The 20,216-nt window shown below is 64.9% G+C and carries 9 protein-coding genes; 5 read left to right on the top strand and 4 right to left on the bottom strand.

What is annotated here, in order from left to right; translation table 11 throughout:
* Entirely contained in the window at positions 1-759 is a 759-nt protein-coding gene (gene dsbG / locus PFU01S_RS05625) for a thiol:disulfide interchange protein DsbG (protein ID WP_028687954.1), read from the top strand.
* 243 nt (positions 760-1,002) lie between these two features.
* Here dsbG and PFU01S_RS05620 read toward each other — a convergent pair whose 3' ends face one another.
* The gene (locus PFU01S_RS05620; protein ID WP_028687955.1) at positions 1,003-13,953 is read right to left on the bottom strand and encodes a non-ribosomal peptide synthetase; all 12,951 of its coding nucleotides are present in this window, start codon (positions 13,951-13,953) and stop codon (positions 1,003-1,005) included.
* 351 nt (positions 13,954-14,304) lie between these two features.
* On the opposite strand from PFU01S_RS05620, the gene PFU01S_RS05615 reads away from it, so the two are divergent.
* Positions 14,305-14,826: an RNA polymerase factor sigma-70 gene (locus tag PFU01S_RS05615; protein ID WP_027916031.1), complete on the top strand. Its 522-nt coding sequence runs from the start codon at positions 14,305-14,307 to the stop codon at positions 14,824-14,826.
* A gap of 153 nt (positions 14,827-14,979) precedes the next feature.
* On the opposite strand, the gene PFU01S_RS05610 is transcribed toward PFU01S_RS05615, so the two are convergent.
* Entirely contained in the window at positions 14,980-15,993 is a 1,014-nt protein-coding gene (locus PFU01S_RS05610; protein WP_028687956.1) for a GNAT family N-acetyltransferase, read from the bottom strand.
* Positions 15,994-16,079: 86 nt separating this feature from the next.
* Positions 16,080-16,880, bottom strand: a complete 801-nt coding sequence (locus PFU01S_RS05605) for a substrate-binding periplasmic protein (protein WP_028687957.1) — start codon at positions 16,878-16,880, stop codon at positions 16,080-16,082.
* Between the two features lie 171 nt (positions 16,881-17,051).
* On the opposite strand from PFU01S_RS05605, the gene PFU01S_RS05600 reads away from it, so the two are divergent.
* Complete coding sequence (locus PFU01S_RS05600) at positions 17,052-17,597, top strand: 3'-5' exonuclease (protein ID WP_023535887.1); 546 nt, start codon at positions 17,052-17,054, stop codon at positions 17,595-17,597.
* A gap of 90 nt (positions 17,598-17,687) precedes the next feature.
* Positions 17,688-17,972: a pyrimidine/purine nucleoside phosphorylase gene (gene ppnP / locus PFU01S_RS05595; protein WP_027916028.1), complete on the top strand. Its 285-nt coding sequence runs from the start codon at positions 17,688-17,690 to the stop codon at positions 17,970-17,972.
* Between the two features lie 71 nt (positions 17,973-18,043).
* On the opposite strand, the gene PFU01S_RS05590 is transcribed toward ppnP, so the two are convergent.
* The gene (locus tag PFU01S_RS05590; RefSeq protein ID WP_028687958.1) at positions 18,044-18,739 is read right to left on the bottom strand and encodes an alpha/beta family hydrolase; all 696 of its coding nucleotides are present in this window, start codon (positions 18,737-18,739) and stop codon (positions 18,044-18,046) included.
* Positions 18,740-18,788: 49 nt separating this feature from the next.
* On the opposite strand from PFU01S_RS05590, the gene ccoN reads away from it, so the two are divergent.
* Positions 18,789-20,213: a cytochrome-c oxidase, cbb3-type subunit I gene (gene ccoN, locus PFU01S_RS05585; RefSeq protein ID WP_027916026.1), complete on the top strand. Its 1,425-nt coding sequence runs from the start codon at positions 18,789-18,791 to the stop codon at positions 20,211-20,213.
* Positions 20,214-20,216: the final 3 nt, after the last annotated feature.

The following is a 20,216-nucleotide window of genomic DNA, read 5'->3' as shown; positions in this document are numbered from 1 at the left end:
ATGCGATTGCCTGCACTCTTCCCGCTCACCGCTTGCTTGCTTGCCAGCCCCGCCCTGTATGCCGAAGACCTGCCCAAGGCGGTCCAGCAGTTGCAAAGCAAGGGCGCCGTGATCAAGGGCAGCTTCGATGCGCCCGACGGCCTGCGCGGCTATGCCGCCGAGTACCAGAACAACCCCCTGGCCCTGTACCTGACTCCTGACGGCAAGCACGTGCTGGTGGGCAACCTGTTCGACGAGCAGGGCCAGGACCTGAGCGCCGCCCCGCTGGAGAAGCTGGTCTACGGCCCCATGACCCAGGCGTTCTGGCAAAAGATGGAGAAGTCCGCCTGGATCGCCGACGGCAAGGCCGATGCACCGCGCAAGATCTACCTGTTCAGCGACCCCAACTGCCCGTATTGCAACATGTTCTGGGAACAGGCCCGCCCCTGGGTGGAATCGGGCAAGGTGCAGCTGCGCCACATCATGGTGGGTATCATCCGTGAAGACAGCCCACGCAAGTCGGCAGCCCTGCTCGCCGCCAAGGACCCTGCCAAGGCCCTGCAGCAGCACGAGAAAGCCGGCAAGGCCAGCACCCTCAAGGCCTTGGACAAGATGCCAGCCGAGGTGCAGCAAAAGCTCGCCGCCAACATGGCCCTGATGCAGGAGATGGGCCTGCAGGCCACCCCTGCGATTTTCTACCAGGACAGTGAAGGCAAGGTGCACAGCCAGCAAGGGGCGCCGCGGCCTGAGATGTTGGGGACGATTTTGGGTAAGCGGTGAATAACGGGAATACGCGCTGAAGTCCCTGGGAATTAGCGTCTCAAGGTGCAGTGCAAACAGCCTGGGATTTGCCCGTGATGCTTCGCACTGAATCCAAAAGCCACTCATTCCTGGGAGCGGCCTCACCGGGGCGCTGGACCGGCCGCGAGAGGCCGCACCGCAGCATCAGGACTTCAGCCCCGCAGCCCCTGCGACTTCGTTAGCCCTTGAACGGACGAACGATTGCTCATCGCCCGCCGCCCCTCACAACCCCTCCAACTCCGCCATCAAGTCACTCAATCGATCCACCTTGTCTTCATTGAGCGCACTGCCCTGCAGCCCTTGCACGTACACGGCCAGTTCCGCCACCGTGCTGCACTCGAACATCGCCCGCAGTGGCACGTTCAGTTGCAGTTGCTTCTGCACCCGCGAGGCAATCTGGGTGGCCAGTAGCGAGTGGCCGCCCAGTTCGAAGAAGTTGTCGTGCACACCGACCCGGTCGGCCTTGAGCACCTCGGCCCAGATACCGGCCAGCAGGCCTTCGAGCTCGCTGCGCGGTGCCTGATAGGCCTGGCTGTGCTGGCTGCCGATGTCGATGGCGGGCAGGGCCTTGCGGTCGAGCTTGCCGTTGGCATTGTGAGGCAAGGCCTCAAGCCAGGCCCAATGCAGGGGCACCATGTACTCAGGCAGCTCGGCGCGCAGGCGTGCCTTGAGCTGAGCGAGCACCGTGTCGTCGCCCGTGACCCCGTGGTGAGGCACCAGGTAACCCACCAGGTGCTTGCCGTTGACACCTTCCTGCACAGCAACCGCTGCATCGCGGACCTGCGGCTGCTCATGCAGCCGGGCCTCGATTTCTCCCAGTTCGATACGGTAACCGCGAATCTTCACCTGGTGATCGATCCGGCCTACGTACTCGAGCACACCGTCAGGCCGCTGGCGGGCCAGGTCGCCGGTGCGGTACAGACGCTCGCCTGCTGCACCGTAAGGGTGGGGAATGAACGCCAGCGCCGTGCGTGCCGGGTCGCCCACGTAGCCACGGCCCACACCCGTACCCGCCACGCACAACTCGCCCACGGCCCCCAAGGGCACCAGTTGCTGTTCATCGCCCAGCAGGTACAGCCGGTTATTGTCGGTCGGGGTGCCGATGGGCAGGTAGCTGCCTTGGGTAGAGTCGGCATCGACACGGAAGAACGCCACGTCATCCGAACATTCCGCTGGCCCGTAGGCGTTGACCAGGCCGATCCGTGGGTAACGTTGCAGCCATTGCGCCGCCAACTCCGGTGGCATGGCTTCGCCGGTAGGCAGCATCCAGCGCAGGCCGTCCAGCGCCTGGTGTTCGCTGGCAAGCATGCCCTGGATCAGCGATGGCACGCTCTCAAGAACGGTGATGCCGGTGGCCTGGACATGGGTGAGCAGGCCCTGGGGATCGTGGGCAATGGCGTTGGGCACGATTTCAACCTGGGCGCCGAACAGCGGCGCGGCCAGGAACTGCCACACCGAAATGTCGAAGCTCTGCGACGCCGTCTGCGCAATGACATCGTGCTCGGTCAGCGCCAGGTAGGGCACCTTGCTCAGCTGGTTGTTGAGCATGCCGCGCTGCTCCACCATCACGCCCTTGGGCAAGCCGGTGGAGCCTGAGGTGTAGATCACGTAAGCGAGGTTGTCCGGGCCGCTGTGGACCCCAGGGTTGTGGCTGTCCATGGTGCAGGTCTGGACGGTTTCCCACACTAACAACTGGGGCCGTACGCTAGGGTTCATGGCTTGCAGCAAGGCCTGCCCCTGCTCGGCACAGGCCGCGCTGCACACCAGCACCGGCGCCCGGCTGAGCTCAAGGATGCTTTGCAGGCGCGCAGGTGGCAGGCCTGGGTCCAGCGGCAGGTAACCAGCACCGGCCTTGAAGCTGCCAACGATCATGCCCAGCAGCGGCAAGCCGCGATCGGCCAGCAGGGCCACCGGCTGATCCAGCCGTACACCAGCCCCGATCAGTGCATGGCCCAGGCGGTTGGCCGCCAGGTTCAGCCTGGCATAGTCGTACTCGGCGTCCAGGCACCGGGCCACGGTACGCTGGGGATGGGCGGCCACGCGCGCCTCGAACTGCGCGACATAACTCTGCTCCAGGGGGTAAGCCCGCTGAGTGTCGTTGCATGCCTGGAGCAAGAAACGCTGTTCCTCGGCGCCCACCAGCGGCAAGGCTTGCACCTGTTCGTCGAACCCCTGGACCAGCGCCAGGAGCAGGCGCTTGAATTCGGCCAGCAAGCGCTCGACGGTCGGGTAGTCGAAGTAGCGCTGGTCGAACGAGAGGTGCAGGCCCAGGTCATCACCTGGGTAACAGACCGCGGTGAGCGGGAAATTGGTGTGGGTGCGACCTGAGTCGGAGGTAGCATCCAGGTGCTTGGCGTGGTCGAGCACGGCGGTTTCCACCGGGGCGTTCTCGAACACGAACAGGCTGTCGAACAACGGCTGGCCCTTGGGCAGTTCGCTGCACGCCTGGATGTCCACCAGCGGCAGGTATTCGTACTCGCGCAATTCCATGTTGCGCTCCAGCAAACCCTGCAACCACTGGCGCACAGTGCACCCTTGGCCAACCGCTGGCAGCTGCACACGCAGCACCACGCTGTTGATGAACAGGCCGACGGTGCGTTGCATCTGCGGCATGCTCACCGGCCGACCCGCCACGGTCACGCCGAAGGCCACGTCGCGCTCGCCGCTGTAGCGCGCCAGCACCAGGGCCCAGGCCGCCTGGGCGAAGGTGTTGACGGTCAACTGGTGAGCCTGGGCCAGCTCGCGCAGGCGAGTGCCCTCACTGACCGCCAGGCGCGTGTAGCAATCACCGACGACCATGCCGCTGCCCGCATGCTCATGGCGCAACGGACGATCGCTTGGCAGCGCCGTGGCGCGCTCGAAGCCGGCCAGGTTGGCCTGCCACCAGGCACGCGCGTCGTCCAACCCCTGGCGCTGCAGCCAGCCAATGTAGTCACGGTAGCGCGGCGGCACCGGCAGTTGCGCCTGTCGGTCCTCGCCCAGCGCCTGATAGATTTCGAAGAAGTCGTTCATCAGCAGCGAGCGGCACCAGGCATCGATGAGAATGTGGTGGTTGCTCATCATGAACCAGTAGCGCGCATCGGCCACTCGCACCAAGCGCAGGTGGAACGGCGGCGTGTGCAACACGTCGAAGCCGGCTTCGCGCTCCTGCTTGTGCAGGGCTTGCAGGCGAGCCTCCTGGTCGGCGTCGTCCAGGTCGCGCCAGTCCTGGTAATCCATGGCCAGTTGCCCGGGCTTGTGGATGATCTGCAGCATGGCCTCGCCACTGTTCCAGCTGAACGAGGCGCGCAAGGCCTCATGCCGCGCCACCACCTGTTGCCAGGCCTGGGCGAAGCGCTGCGGATCGAGTGCGCTGTTGATGCGGTAGCGGTCCTGCATGTAGTACAGGCCGGTGCCGGGTTCGAGCAGGGTGTGCAGCAGCATGCCTTCCTGCATTGGGGTCAGGGGGTAGACGTCCTCGATCAGGTTGGCCGGCACAGGCAACGCGTCGATCTGCGCCTGGGTAAGGTGCGCCAGGGGGAAGTCCGAGGGGGTGTAGCTGCCCTGCCCGTCTGCCAGGCAATGGTCGATCAGCGCCACCAGTTCCTGGCGATAGGCATTCGCCAGCGTGGCGATGGTGTGCGGCTCATAGCGTTCGCGGCTGAATGTCCAGCGCAGTTGCAACGCACCGCCGTAGACCTGGCCATCGACACTCAGCCAGTTGGGCAGCGGCGCATCCGGGTCATGGGCCAGGCCCACCGGCGCGTCCACCGGCGTGAACAGCGCGCCGTCGTCGAACTGCTGGTCGAACTGCCCCAGGTAGTTGAAGGTGATGCGCGCTTGGGCCAGGGCCGCCATTTGCTCGCGCGCTGCCGGGTCCGCCAGGTAGCGCAGCACACCGTAGCCAAGGCCCTTGTGCGGCACCTGGCGCAACTGCTCCTTGATGCGCTTGATGGACGCCGCCCGTGCCTGGTCATCATCCCCTGCCAGGGGGGACAGGCTCAACGGATAAGCGTTGGTGAACCAGCCGACGCTGCGGGTCAGGTCCATGTCCTCGAACAACCCGTCCCGGCCATGGCCTTCCAACTGCACCAGCGCCTGCGGCTGGCCCGTCCACTGGCACAGGGTGCGGGCCAGTGCCGTCAGCAGCAGGTCATTGACCTGGGTGTGGTAGGCCGCAGGCGCCTGCTGCAGCAACTGGCGGGTCTGCTGGGCATCCAGGCCGATGGTCACGGTCCGGGCATGACGCTGCACGTTGCCGCCCTGGGGATGATCGCAGGGTAGCTCATGGCGTACCTCACCCACTTGGGCCTGCCACTGGCCCAGCTCGTCACGCAGCGAATCGCTGCTGGCATAGGCTGCCAGCCGCGCCGCCCAGTCACCTGGGGCATGGGTCTTGGCCGGCAGGGCCTGGCCTCGGTACAGCGCCTGCAAGTCTTCGAGCAGGATGCGCCAGGAAACGCCGTCGACCACCAAGTGATGGATGGCCAATGCCAGGCGTTGTTCGCCCTCCCCGTCACTCACCAGCAAGGCACGGAGCAAGGGACCGCGCTGCAGGTCGAGGCTGCGTTGCAGGTCGGTGTACAGCGCCTGGCAATCGTCCAGGTCGGCGACCGTGGCCGACCACAGCAGCTGTTGATCATCAGGCTGGGCGTACTCGGCCTGCCAATGGCCAGCAGCATCGCTGAAACGCAGGCGCAAGCTGTCGTGGTGCTCCACCAGGGCGGCCAGCGCGGTGTGCAGCCGGGTCTGATCCAGCGGCACGCGGCATTGCAACAGCACGGCCTGGTTCCAGTGCTGCGGCTGCGCCAACGCGCTGTCGAAGAACCAGTGCTGGATCGGGGTCAACTGTGCGCTGCCCTGGCGTAGGCCTTGCTCGATGCTGTCGGTGACCTGCACCGGCTGCACGATGGCCGCCAGGGCCTGGATGGTCTGGTGCTGGAACAGGTCACGCGGGGAGAATTGCAGGCCTACCTGCCGCGCGCGGCTGACCACTTGGATCGACAGGATGGAGTCACCGCCCAGTTCGAAGAAATTGTCCTGAACACCGACCTGATCGACGTTGAGCACCTCACCCCAGACCTGCGCCAATTGCGCTTGCACATCATTGGTCGGCGCTTGGTAATGCTGGCGAGCCTGGTCGAGGTCGGGCAGCGGCAAGGCTCGGCGGTCCAGCTTGCCATTGCCCATCAGCGGCAGGGAATCGAGCAGCACCAGGTGCGCCGGCACCATGTAGTCCGGCAGATGCTGATGGGCATGGGCTTTGACGGCTTCGCGCAGCTGTTGCTGGGCATGCGGGTCGCCAGCGGCGTGCTGGCTTACGAGATAGCCGACCAGTTGCCGCACGCCCTGCATGTCAACGGCGATGACCACCGCTTCATCCACATCGGCATGGGCCTGCAAGCGGCTTTCGATTTCACCCAGCTCGATGCGGAAGCCGCGAATCTTTACCTGCTGATCGGCGCGCCCTATGTACTCCACCAGGCCATCCTGGCCCAGGCGCACCAGGTCGCCGGTGCGGTACAGGCGCCCGCCGGTGTGGCTGAAGGGGTCGGCGACGAAGCGTTCGGCGGTCAGCCCAGGACGGTCGTGGTAGCCCTGGGCCAGGCCGGCGCCGCCCACATACAGCTCACCGATGCCCCCCTGGGGCAACAGGGCCAGGTCATCATCGAGGATGTAGGCCGTGCGTTGGCCGATCACCCGCCCGATGGGCACGCTGCCCAGGTCGGCCGCCAGCGATTGCGGGGCCAGGGCGGCCAGCGGCATGACCACGGTTTCGGTGGGGCCGTAGGCGTTGAACAGCTGATCAGGGGTGAAGGCCTGGCGGATGCGCTGCAGGTGCTCGCCGGTCAACGCCTCGCCCCCGGTGATCACCAGACGCACCGGCAGGCACTCGCCCTGCACGGCCAGATGCTGAGCCAACTGGCTGCCGTAGCTGGGCGTGAAGCCCAGCACGCTGACGTGTTGCTCTCGCACCAGCTGGCAGATCTCGTCGGCGCCCCACTGCCCTTGAGCGCGGATGACCACACGTGCGCCACACAGCAGCGGCACCCACAGCCGTTCGCTGGCCGCGTCGAAGTTGATGGAATAGAAATGCAGCTCGCAATCGTCACTGCGCATGCCAAACGCCTGGATCACTGCCTGGCAGTGCATGGCGAACTCGCCATGGCTGACCACCACACCTTTGGGTTTGCCGGTGGATCCGGAGGTGTAGATCAGATAAGCCGGGTGCTGCGCCAGGCTGACATCGTCCAGCGGCGCCTCGCTATAGGCGCCCAGCGTAGGCTGGTCGTCTTCCGGGCTCCAGCAGGCCAGGTGCTCCGGCAGCGGCCCGAGGTCTTGCAGCAAGCGGCGTTGGCTGAGCAGTACGGCGACCTGGCTGTCCTCGATCATGTAGCGCAAGCGGTCCAGCGGGTACTCCGGGTCAAGCGGTACATAGGCGCCACCGGCCTTCAGTACTGCCAGCAGGCCGACGACCATTTCCAGCGAGCGTTCGAGCGCCACGCCCACCCGCACCTGCGGGCCGACACCGCGCTCGCGCAAGGCGCGGGCCAGGCGGTTGGCCTGCTGATCGAGCTCGGCGTAGCTCAGGTGCTGGCCGGCGAACGTCAGGGCCCGTGCTTGCGGGCCTTCGGCCGCCTGGGCCGCGAACAGCCCATGCAGTGTATGCCGCGCCGTGCTGACCGGCTCGCCGCGCAGTTGCGCGACCAGCCCCTGCTGTTCGGCGCTGCTGAGCATCGACAGTTCGCACAGGCGTTGCTGCGGCTGGTCCAGCAGCCCGATCAGCAACTGCTGCCAATGCGCGGCCATGCGGGCAATGCGTGGCGCGTCGAACAGGTCCTGGCTGTAGGTCAGGCAGCAGCCCAGACGGCCATCAAGGTCCGTGACCTCCAGGTAGAGGTCGAACTTGGTGGCGGCTGCGTCGTTGACCAGGTAGTCCACCTGCATGCCGGCCAGCGTACGGCTTTGCTGGAAGGCCCAGCGCTGCACGTTGCACATCACCTGGAACAGCGGGTTGTAGGCGCTGCTGCGCGGCGGGTGCAAGGCCTCGACCAGTTGTTCGAACGGCAAGTCCTGGTGGGACTGCCCCTCGATGGCGGCCTGGCGCACCTGCTCGAGCACCTCGGCAGCGGTCATCTGGCCGTCCAGCTCGCAGCGCAGCACCTGGGTGTTGAGGAAGGCACCGATCAGCCCTTCGCTCTCGGGGCGGATGCGGTTGGCCACCGGGGCGCCGATACGCAGGTCGCGCTGACCACTGTAGCGGTGCAACAGCACCGCCAGGGTGGCGGTCATGGTCATGAACAAGGTCAGGCCACGCTGGCTGTTGAAGGTGTGCACGCGCTGCACCAGCGCAGGGTCCAGCTCGAACCTGTAGAGCTCGCCCTTGTGGCTTTGCACGGCAGGTCGAGGGCGGTCGGTGGGCAGCGCCAGTACCGGGTGCTCTTGTCCCAGCCGCTGTTTCCAGTAAGCCAGCTGGCGAGCGCCCTCTCCGCTGTCCAGCCATTGCCGTTGCCATACGCTGTAGTCCAGGTACTGGACGGGCAAGGGCGTCAGCGGCGACTCACGGTCGTCAACGAAGGCTTCGTACAGCTCGCCCAGTTCGCGGGCAAAGATATCCATGGCCCAGCCTTCGGTGACGATGTGGTGCAAGGTGAGCACGAAGACGTGTTCGCGCTCCTGCAGCTTGACCAGGCAGGCACGCAGCAAGGGGCCACTCTCTAGGTCGAACGCCTGGTGTGCCTGCTGGTCGGCCAGCTGTTGCAGGCGCTGCTGGCGGGCAGCGTCGGGCAGTGCACTGAAATCTTGCCAGGCCAGCTGCAGGTTGCTGTCGTCGGCCACGCACTGATAAGGCACGCCCTCGATGCTGGGGAAGGTGGTGCGCAGGGTTTCGTGACGCACGACCAGCGCGTGCAACGCCCGCTCGAAGGCATCTACATGCAGGGTGCCGCGCAGGCGCGCCATGCCGCCGACGTTGTACGCCGGGCTGTTGGGCTCCATTTGCCAAAGGAACCACATGCGCTGTTGCGAATAGGAAAGCGGTACCGCCTGACGGCGATCCACGCGCGGGATGTCGCCTTGCGCATTGCGTTCACCGCTGGCCTGGATGCGTGCGACTTCAGCGCAGAAGGCGCCCAGCTCGCTGGCGTCGAACAGGGCTTTCAACGGTAGCTCGACGTCGCAGGCCTGTCGCGTGCGCGAGACGATTTGCGTCGCCAGCAAGGAGTGCCCGCCTAGGGCGAAGAAATCGTCCTGCAAGCCGACCTGGGGCAGGCCCAACACCTCGCACCAGATGGCCGCGACCTGTCGTTGCAAGGGGCTGTGTGGCTCGATGTGCTCACGCTGCTGCCACACAGGCGCCGGTAATGCCTTGCGATCGACCTTGCCGCTCGGGCCGAGCGGCATCTGCGCCAGCCACATCAGCTGTGCGGGCACCATGTAGGCCGGAAGTTGCTCGGCGAGCGCCGCGAGCAAGGGGCCCGATTCGGCAGTGCCGCTGTAGTAACCCACCAGTTGTGCGCCGACGGTGTCCTGATGAACCCGCACCACCGCCTGCTCGACGCCGGCCTGGACCAGCAGGCAGGCCTGCACTTCTTCGGGCTCCACGCGGAAGCCACGTACTTTCACCTGGTGGTCGAGGCGGCCCAGGTACTCAAGCGCCGGGTACTGCACCAACCAGCGCACTCGGTCGCCGCTTCGGTACAGGCGCTGGCCATTGCCGCCAGGCTGGGGCACGAAGCGCTCGGCCGTCAGGCCAGGGCGGCCCAGGTAGCCACGGGCCAAGCCCGTGCCACCCAGGTACAGCTCGCCCGGCACCCCAGGTGCACTCAGGTGCAGCTCATCGTCCAGCACCTGACACAGCACATTGCCCAACGGGCGGCCCATGGGCGAATGCCCACCGTCGCTGGCGGTGCAATGCCAGTGGGTGACGTTGATGGCGGTTTCGGTCGGGCCGTAACGGTTGTGCAGCTGCACCTGTGGCAGCACCTGCAAGACCCGGTCGCGCAAGGCAGCCGACAACGCCTCGCCGCCGGAGAACAGGCGGCGCAGGCTGCTGCAGCCCGCAGCCTGGGGCTCCTGGACGAATACCTGCAACAAAGGTGGCACGAAATGCAGGGTGGTCACGCCATGGGCCTGCACCAGCGCTGCGATGCGCTGCGGATCGCGGTGCTCACCGGCACCGGCAAGTACCAGCTTGCAGCCGGTGATCAGCGGCCAGAAGCATTCCCACACCGAAACATCGAAACTGATCGGTGCCTTCTGCATCAACACGTCGTCCGCGCCAAGTGCGTAGGTCGCCTGCATCCACTGCAGCCGCTCGGCGAGCGCCCCGTGGGTGTTGCCTACGCCCTTGGGCTGGCCAGTGGAGCCGGAGGTATAGATCACGTAGGCCAGGTTGTCGGCGTCCAGGTGGAGCCGGGGCGGTTGGCTCGGCCAGTTGTCCAGGTGCAGTTGGTCCAGCGCGATCACGCCAACACCCTGCACGTGCGGCAGCGTGGCCAATTGGCTGCTGTGGCTGAGCAGCAGGCCGGCATTGCAGTCGGCCAGCATGAAGGCCAGACGCTCGGCCGGGTAATCCACGTCCAGCGGCACATAGGCGCCGCCGGCCTTGAGGATGGCCAGCAGGCCTACCAGCAGCTGGGGCGAGCGCTCAATGGCGATGGCCACGCAGGTATCGGGGCCCACGCCCTTGTCGCGCAGGTAATGGGCCAGGCGATTGGCCTGCTGATGCAGTTCGGCGTAACCGAGGCTGCCGCCCTCCCAGGCCAGTGCCGTGCGCTGCGGGTGCAGGCGAGCCTGCTCATTGAGCTGCTCGACCAGCAGCTGTGGCGGCTGCGCAGCCGGCGCTTGCCCCCAGTCCAGCAAGCGTGCACGGCTCGCCTCATCCAGCAGGGGGACTTCGCCGATGGGCAGCTGCGGCGTTTCGCAGACGTGCTCGAACAGGCTCAACAGGTGCTGAGCAAGCCGCGCCACCGTGTCCTGCTCGAACAGTTCGCTGGCGTAGTCGAACGCCAGGCGCACACGGCCCTGGTGATCTTGCTCGCTGTGCAGTTGCAGGTCGAACTTGGCTTCCCGGCTGTGCCAGGGCAGCTCTTCGGCCAGCAGACCCGGCAGGCGCCGCAGCGCCGACATATCGCGTTGCTGGTGGTTGAACATCACCTGGAACAGGCCTTGTTCACGGGCCTGGGGCAGCGCCTCGACCAACTGCTCGAACGGCAGGTCCTGGTTGGCCTGTGCGTCGAGGGTGGCCTGGCGCACCTGGCCGAGCAATTCGGCGAACGGCAGTCGGCCGTGTACCTGAGCGCGCAGCACCTGGGTGTTGATGAAGAAACCGACCAGCCCTTGGCTTTGAAGGCGCGAGCGGTTGGCATTGGGCACACCGACCCGGATGTCGGCCTGGCCGGTATAACGGTGCAGCAGCGCCTGCCAACCCGCCAGCAGCACCATGAACAGGCTGCATTGGTGTTGATGTGCCAAGGCGTTGAGGGCCTGGGACAAGTGCGCAGGCACCTTCACGTTCAGGCGTGCGGCATGGTTGCCACGCTGGCTGGCGCGGGGGTGGTCGGTGCACAGGTCCAGAACCGGCGCCGCATCGCCCAGCTGATCGCGCCAGTAGGCGAGCTGACGCTCGGCTGCACCCTCTGCCAACCAGGTGCGCTGCCAGTTACCGTAGTCGGCGTAGCCCAGCCCGAGCGGTGCCAGCTTGGGTTCCAGGCCGTGGCAATAAGCCGCATAAAGGCGCGCCAGCTCGTCCATGAGCAGGGTGAGCGACCAGCCATCGGCGGCAATGTGGTGCAGGGTTACCCAAAGCTGGTGATGCTCCTCGTCCAGATGGACCAGCGTCAGGCGCAGCAGCGGCCCTCTCTGCAGATCGAAAGGCAGGCAGGCCTCGGCCTCTCGCTGGCTGTCGACCTGCTCGGGCGCTTGCCCCTGCAAGTCAAGCCGCTGAAGGTTCACCGGCAGGTGAGCCAGGACGCGTTGCAATGGCTGGCCGTCGACTTCGCTGAACACCGTACGCAAGGCTTCGTGGCGCTCTACCAGCGCCTGCAGGGCGGCTTCCAGAGCAGGTTCATCCAGGGCCCCGCGCAGTTGCAGGCCAGCAGGAATGTTGTAGGCAGCCGATTGCGGCTGCAGTTGCCAAAGCAGCCACAGGCGGTTCTGCGCCAGCGACTGGGGCAGTGGCCTGTCGCGGGGCAACAGGTCGATGGCCCCCGCTTGCTGGCCTTGGGCAAGGCTTGCAGCAACCGCCTGGGTGTAGTCGGCCAGCACTGGAGCCTCGAAGAGGGTGCGCAGGCTCAACTCGATGCCCAAGGCGTCGGCCAGCGCTGCCGTGACCTGGGTGGCGGCAATGGAGTTGCCGCCCAGCAGCATGAAATGATCGTCCGCCGCCACCGCCTCGACCTTGAGAATGTCGCACCAAAGACGCGCGATTTGCGCCTGCAACCCTTCACCGGTCACGGTCTCGGTGGCCGGCAAAGCGGGTTGTGGAAAGCGCGCGTAGCAATCGAGGGTGCCATCGTCCATGCGCAGACGACAGGCCGAGCGCTGGAGTTTGCCGCTGGAGGTCTTGGGCAAGGCACCTGGGTTGAGTAACAGGACCACGGCCGGGGCCTGGCGGCACGCATCGGCGACAACATGACGAAGCGTTTTGATCAGTGCATCGGGGGCGGTCGTCTTCTGCACGTTGCGGCTGATTTCCACGGCCACGCCAATGGCTTGCTCACCCTCGTGCTCGACGGCAAACACGGCCACCCTGCCCTTGCGCAGCGCAGGGACCTCACGCTCAAGGGTCTTTTCCAGGTCCTGCGGGTAGAGGTTCTGCCCGCGCACGATGAGCATGTCTTTCAGGCGACCGGTGACGAACACCTCGCCGCCGCGCATGAAACCCAGGTCGCCTGTGCGCAGCCAGCGCTGGCCATCCATCTCGACGAACGTCTGAGCGCTGGCCTGGACATTGCGCCAGTACCCGTGGGCGATGCTTGGCCCGGCAGCCCAGATTTCTCCTACCTGATTGTCCGCCAGCACCTGGCGCTGCCGGGGTTCGACGATGCGTACCGCATGGCCGGGCTGTGGCCAGCCGCAACTCATCACCACACTGCCCTCACCGGGCTCGGCACGGTTTTCGGCGAAGGCCTGGGCATCGAGCGCCAAGGCGCCGATGCCCTCACCGCGGCGGCTGCCGCTGACGAACAGCGTGGCCTCTGCCAACCCGTAGCTGGCGAAGAAGCTTTGTGGGTTGAAGCCGCAGGCCTGGAAGGTGTCGGCGAAGGTGGCCAGGCTGTCCTGGCGAATCGGCTCGGAACCCGAGTACGCCACTCGCCAGCGGCTCAGGTCGAGCCCTGCCAAGGAAGCCTTGCTGATCCGCTCGCTACACAGCCGGTACGCAAAGTCGGGGCCGCCGCTGATGGTGCCGCCGTACTCACTGATGGCCTGCAACCAACGCAGCGGCCGTGCCAGGAAATAGCCAGGCGACATCAGTACGCAGGGTACGCCGCTGAAGATCGGCTGCAGCAGCCCGCCGATCAGCCCCATGTCGTGGTAGAGCGGGAGCCAGCTGACGATCACGTCGTCTGGGTTCAGATCGATACCGAAGCCGTGGCGGATCAGCTGTTCGTTCGCCACCAGGTTGCCGTGGGTGACCTGCACGCCCTTTGGCAAGGCCGTGGAACCGGATGTGTATTGCAGGAACGCGATGTCATGGGGCTGCAACGCAGGCTCGCGCCAAGCCGCCGCCTGTGTCGGATCGAGCTGGTCAACGGCCAGCAGCTCCGGGGCCTGCGCGGCTTGCAGCGCCTCCAGGCCCTGGAGACTTTTTTGCAATGCCGCGACGGTCAGCAGCAGGCGCGGCTCGGCGTCGTCGATGATCGAAAGCAGGCGCTCCTGGTGGTGCTGGCGTGCGGACTCCGGTGGGTAGGCCGGCACCGCGATGACGCCGGCGTACAGGCAGCCGAAGAAGGCCGCCACGTAGTCCGGGCCGCTAGGGAACAACAGTACGGCACGGTCCCCGAATGCGGCCCGTGCCTGGAGCGCAGCCGCGATGGCGCGCGCGCGCTGGTCGAGCGCCTGGTAGGTGAGCACGGCCTGTTCGCCGGGCGCATCGGCCAGAAAGCGCAAGGCGATCTTGTCCGGGCTCTGTGCGGCGCGTTGCATCAGGGCCTGGACCAGCGAAGTCGGGAGTTCGAAGGCATGCGTCATGGGTGTTCCTGCCGGTGTCGAGGTGGGCGGGCCGGTGTGGCCACCTGCAGGGGCGGACAGCATCAGCGGCCGGGGATGTACAGAGGGGAACGGATGGCGGGGGGCAGAAATTAACGAAGCGCGGGCCTGTGGGAGAAAAGACGGGCGTACGCGTTAACCAGGCGCCGCGTGATGCGTGGCGCCATGCGGCGGGTACGCACGCGAGTCGGGCGCGACTTAGAACTGAAAGATACAGATACTAATTTCGTTTCGTATTTGACAATCATTATCATTCTGAATAGCTTGTCGCTCGTCCCAGGACGCGTCCTACAAATCAACGCGCTCTTTACCCTATGCTTCCAGGTGATTTCCATGGCGGAACAACTGTCCACAAGTAAGTGCGATTCACCACTGCTCCAAGCGTTCGTAGAAAACCGCAGCATCTTGCTCAAGATTGCCGCCCGCATCACCGGCTGCCGCTCGCGGGCCGAAGATGTGGTGCAGGACGCCTTCTTCAGGCTCGGCAGCGCCCCGCAGATCACCTCTTCGTTCAAGGCGCAGCTGAGCTACCTGTTCCAGATCGTGCGCAACCTGGCCATCGACCACTACCGCAAGCAGGCGATGGAGTTGAAATACTCCGGCAGCGAGGAAGAAGGGCTGAACGTCGTCCTGCAGAACGCCTCGCCCGAAGCTACCCACATCAACCTTGCGGCCCTCGACGACATCGCCCGCGCACTGAACGACCTGCCGCCACGCACGCGGTATGCGTTCGAAATGTACCGCCTGCATGGTGTGCCGCAGAAAGACATCGCCAAGGAACTGGGCGTCTCCCCTACCCTGGTCAACTTCATGATTCGCGATGCGATGGTGCATTGCCGGAAGATGACGCGCTAGGCACGGCGCGAAGGGGAAGGATGACCCGTGTAGAGCGGCCTGGCCGGGGCGCCGGACCGGCAAGGCCGCGCCTACCCAGCCGGTGCGCATCCGCAAAATCACTGGTTTGAAGTGCGATACCGGGTAGTTGTCGAACCTCCGTCAATACCCTCCTTAAACCAGCGTGCACCGATCGAAAAACCGCTCCCGCCCCAGAATCATCAGCGCAGCCCGCTTGTGCGGGAAGTCGAACACTTTGTCGCAGTGAAAGCATTGATCCTGCATGTAGCCGATCATCCGCGCATTGTCGGCACGTGGCTCGGCGACAACGCGCTGGGTGCGCGGGTCATCCAGGAACAGGTAGTGCACCAGCGCGCAGAGCCAGCTGGCGACCTTGTGGGGGCCGCGGTGTTGCTGTTCGCCTACCAGCATGTGGATGCCACGGTCATAATCGTCGGCCTGATAGAACGGGGCGATGCGGTCTTCCTTGGCCCAATAGGCTTCGAAGTAGGCAAACGGCTGATCATCGAAGCAACCGATCATCGTGAGGGTATGAGGGTCCGCTTCTAGCTTGGCCAGATACTCGCGGTGCTGCGCCAGGCTACCCCCTTCCTGCCAGAACGCCTCTACCCGCGGCTCGTTCTGCCAGCGGTTGAAGCGCTCAAGGTCGTGCTCGATTTCCAGGGTGCGCAGCGATACCCAGCTGCCCAGCCGCGCATCGAAGCGCCGGTACACTTCGCCTCGCGGCTTGGGCGCTCGCAACGGGTGTCGTTTGCCCGCGCTGATGCGCATCTGTTGCGGATACACCGCGGCCTGCACTTCACCCAGCCACGGCTGAGGCAACTGCCAGAACAATGCCCGCTGGCATAGGTACTGCCCCGGTTGCTCGCTGCTCACCAGCAAGCCAGAGGCCAGCGCTTGGGCGGGCACTTCATGCAGCTGCCAAGTCAACGTCTGGCAGGTGAGGTCCTGGGACAACAGCCAATAGCACGCCGCCCACAGCGCCTGGTAGGGTCGCTGCGAGCAGACCCATTCCACCTGCACGACTGGAGTGCCTTGGGTGTGCACCCGCAGGGTGATCAAGGGTCGAGCTTCGAGCGACAGGCACAGAAAACCGTCGCGCTGCTCGGCGCTCAGGCTGCGCCAGCGTGGTGTGTAGGGTGTCTGCAAAGCGGCATCTGAGGGCATGGGCGATACTCGGTGACGTGAAAGAAAGGCTCACTCTGCAAGACGATGCCACCTCCCCCGGATTTAGCTGCTGCCCTTGAGGGGGATTACGGGCGCCCGGCAGTGACGGTGATGCCGTAGGGTTCGAAGATGCGCGCCAGCTCGCCCTTCTCGCGCAGCGCCTGCAGCAACCCGGCAAACGCGGTGGCTGACAACGGCCCACCTGCGCGCAGCACGGCATAGTGATGGTAGACCTGATCGATACGCCCCGATGCCGCCAGCCGGCCCTGGCTGGAGGGGTTACGGGCCAGAAAATCGGTGAGGTACGAGCGGGTCACCAGTGCGATGTCGGCGCGACCGGCCTGCACCATCAGCAGGTTGCTGTCGTGGGAATAGGTCAAGGTGGCGTTGAAGGCCTTGCGCAGGTAGGTGGGGTCGGGGTTGAACCCTGCGAAGGCATAGTGGTAGCCGTTGAACATGGCCAGGCGCTTGCCCTGCAGGGCATCGACATAGTGCGGGTCGGCCAGGCTGCTGGTACGCCCTACGAACACTTCGGCGTCTTCAAGGCCCATGTCCACCGCCTCGTGCGGCACTTGCGCCCAACCCCATTGCGGGTTCTCGAACACTGCCATGTCGGTACGGCCTTGCAGCAGATCGCCAAAGCGTCGTTGCACCGAGGTGGGCACCAGCACGAAGCGATAACGGGGTTGCGACAGGTTCAACGCGTCGATCAACTGCGTCAGCAGACCGGTGCCCGCACCTTGCTCGGGACGCACGGTGTACGGCGGGAAGTGAGCAGCCCCGACCCTGACTTCCACCCGCTCGACGGCCCGTGCCGACGGCGCCAACCAACAGGCGGCAGAAATAAACAGTGCGGACAGGACCTTGAGGCCGGGCGCTAGGGTCAAAACGAACACTCATCACATGCCAGAACGGGATCCGCTTACGCTAGGCGCTTTCCGGACCCGGCACAACCACCGGGTCGCGCCCTTTATGCCAAAGCAGGCGGCAAAATGCCAGGGGGTGTCGGGAGGCGGGACTTTGGCTACGCTCTAGCATGACCTGGAAGGGAGCCTGATATGGGCCATTGGTTGGTGATCGACCTGGAAGCGACGACAGACGACGGCGGATGGCCGGTCGCAGACATGGAAGTGATTGAAATCGGCGCGAGCCTGGTAACTGGCCAAGGCCGCGAGGTCGATCATTTCCAGCGCTTCGTGCGGCCACGCAGGCGGCCTCAGTTGACGCCATTCTGCCGTGAGCTGACCCACATCAGCCAGGCGAACGTGGACTCGGCGGCCCCTTTCACCGAGGTGTGGCCCAGTTTCGAACGGTGGCTGGCGCACCATCAGGCGCAGTTGCAGGCCTGGGTGAGCTGGGGCGACTACGACCGTGTGCAATTGCTCCAGGAATGGCGGCAACATGGCCTGGACAGCGCGCTGCGGGCACTGCCGCACATCAATCTCAAGCAGCGTTTTGCCAAGGCCCGCCACCTGCAGCGTCCGACGGGGCTCAACAGTGCCCTGCACATGGCCGGCATGCACTTTTGCGGCCAACAGCACAGGGCCTTGGAAGACGCGCGCAACACCGCGCGCCTGCTGCCGTTGAGCCTGCCGAGCGGTTGATGGGCGGCGCCTGTCAAAGCGGATGACGGCGCCGGTGGCCTTGGGCATACTGGCCAGCCTTTTTGCCCTCTTCTGTTACTGGAGTCGCCCATGTTCAAGGTCAACGAGTACTTCAACGGCACCGTCAAGTCGATCGCTTTCACTGGCGAAGAAGGCCCGGCCACCGTCGGTGTGATGGCCCCTGGTGAATACGAGTTCGGCACGGCCAAGCGTGAAATCATGCACGTGGTCTCGGGCGAGCTGGCCGTGAAGCTGCCAGGCAGCGATGCTTGGGAAACCTTCGCGACTGGCACCCAGTTCAACGTGCCGGCCGACAGCAAGTTCCAGTTGCAAGTCAAGGTCGATACGGCTTACCTGTGCGAGTACCGCGACTAAGCCTGCCCCAGGCCGAGTGCCTCACTCGGCCGCATGCCCTTGATGAACCCGGGGTTTGCCACCGCGCATCGTCATTGCCTATCCAGAAAGCGCGCCACCTTGTCGGCCGCTGCCTGCAGGTGCTGTTCATGACTGAACCCGGAAGCCTTCAGGGGCTTTAGGTCATGATCGCCCGTCGCAAGCCACTGCACCTCGATTGCAGGTGACAAGGCATACCGCCCAACCGCCTCCCGATTGCCCAAGGCATCGCGCTCACCCTGAACGATCAAGGTCGGAGTCTGCAACCCGGCCAGGTGTTCGACCCGTGGCTTTTCCGGCTTGCCTGCTGCATAGAACGGATAGCCCAGGCACACCAGCGCATCGGCCCCCAACTCGTCCGCTACCAGGCTGGCCATGCGCCCGCCCATCGACTTGCCCCCAATCGCCAATTTACCCGCGACCAAAGGTCGCACGTGTTGGTACACCTCGCGCCAGCATTGCAGCAAGGCCGGCTGCGGATTGGGTGGCCTTCTGCTGCCGCCTTGCCGACGCTGGGCCATGTACGGGAACTCAAAGCGCACCACGGCTACCCCACGTGCTGCAAGCCTTTGCGCCATCTGCTCCATGAACTCGCTGTCCATCGGCGCCCCGGCGCCATGGGCAAGGATCAGGCAGGTCCGGTACGGCTCACCGTACACCCAGTGTTCAGGTGTGCAGCGCAAGCCTGGGACATTTCCGACCTTGGCCCATTGATCCCCGTCAATGCAGGCATTTTGCCCATTACTCATGCTTGCCTCGCTCTATAGCCTGCCAATAACCGTGGATGGGAACCCATACATGAACACAACCAGCAGTACCGCCTATAACTACAAGGTGGTCCGCCAATTCGCCATCATGACGGTGGTGTGGGGAATCGTCGGGATGGGGCTCGGCGTCTTCATCGCCGCCCAGCTTGCCTGGCCTTTCCTGAACCTCGATCTCCCCTGGACCAGCTTCGGCCGCCTGCGCCCACTGCATACCAATGCGGTGATTTTCGCATTTGGCGGCTGTGCGCTGTTCGCCACCTCCTATTATTCGGTGCAACGCACCTGCCAGACCACCCTGTTCGCGCCACGCTTGGCCGCGTTCACCTTCTGGGGCTGGCAACTGGTGATTCTGCTGGCTGCCATCAGCCTGCCGCTGGGTTACACCAGCTCCAAGGAATACGCCGAACTGGAATGGCCGATCGACATCCTGATCACCATCGTGTGGGTGGCGTATGCCGTGGTGTTCTTCGGCACTCTGATCAAACGCAATACCAAGCACATCTATGTGGGCAACTGGTTCTTCGGCGGTTTCATCCTGACCGTGGCGATGCTGCACATCGTCAACAACCTGGAACTGCCTGTCAGCCTGACCAAGTCCTACTCGGTCTACGCCGGGGCCACTGATGCCATGGTGCAGTGGTGGTATGGCCATAACGCCGTGGGCTTCTTCCTGACCGCAGGCTTCCTGGGCATGATGTACTACTACGTGCCCAAACAAGCCGAACGCCCGGTGTATTCCTATCGCTTGTCGATCGTGCACTTCTGGGCACTGATCACTTTGTACATCTGGGCAGGCCCTCACCACCTGCACTACACCGCCCTGCCCGACTGGGCCCAATCGCTGGGCATGGTGATGTCGCTGGTGCTGCTGGCACCGAGCTGGGGCGGCATGATCAACGGCATGATGACCCTGTCCGGCGCCTGGCACAAACTGCGCAGCGATCCCATCCTGCGCTTCTTGGTGGTCTCCCTGGCGTTCTACGGGATGTCCACCTTCGAAGGCCCGATGATGGCCATCAAGACCGTCAACGCCTTGTCCCACTATACCGACTGGACCATTGGCCACGTGCATGCCGGCGCCCTGGGCTGGGTAGCGATGATCTCCATCGGCGCCCTGTACCACACCATCCCCAAGGTCTTCGGCAAGGAGCGCATGTACAGCATCGGGCTGATCAACGCGCATTTCTGGCTGGCCACCATCGGCACCGTGCTCTACATCGCCTCGATGTGGGTCAACGGTATCGCCCAGGGCCTGATGTGGCGCGCAGTCAACAGCGACGGCACGCTCACCTACTCGTTCGTCGAAACCCTGGTGGCCAGCCACCCAGGCTTCGTCGTGCGCTTCGTCGGTGGCGCGATCTTCCTCAGCGGCATGTTCCTGATGGCCTGGAACACCTGGCGCACCGTACGTTCGCCAGCGCTGGATACCGTCCCTGCGAACGCCCAGCTGGCTTGAGGA

Origin of the sequence: Pseudomonas fulva NBRC 16637 = DSM 17717, from assembly GCF_000730565.1 — a bacterium.
Taxonomy (GTDB): Bacteria; Pseudomonadota; Gammaproteobacteria; order Pseudomonadales; family Pseudomonadaceae; genus Aquipseudomonas; species Aquipseudomonas fulva.
Note: the sequence above shows the minus strand (reverse complement) of the source record. Positions and strands in the feature narration are given on the sequence as shown.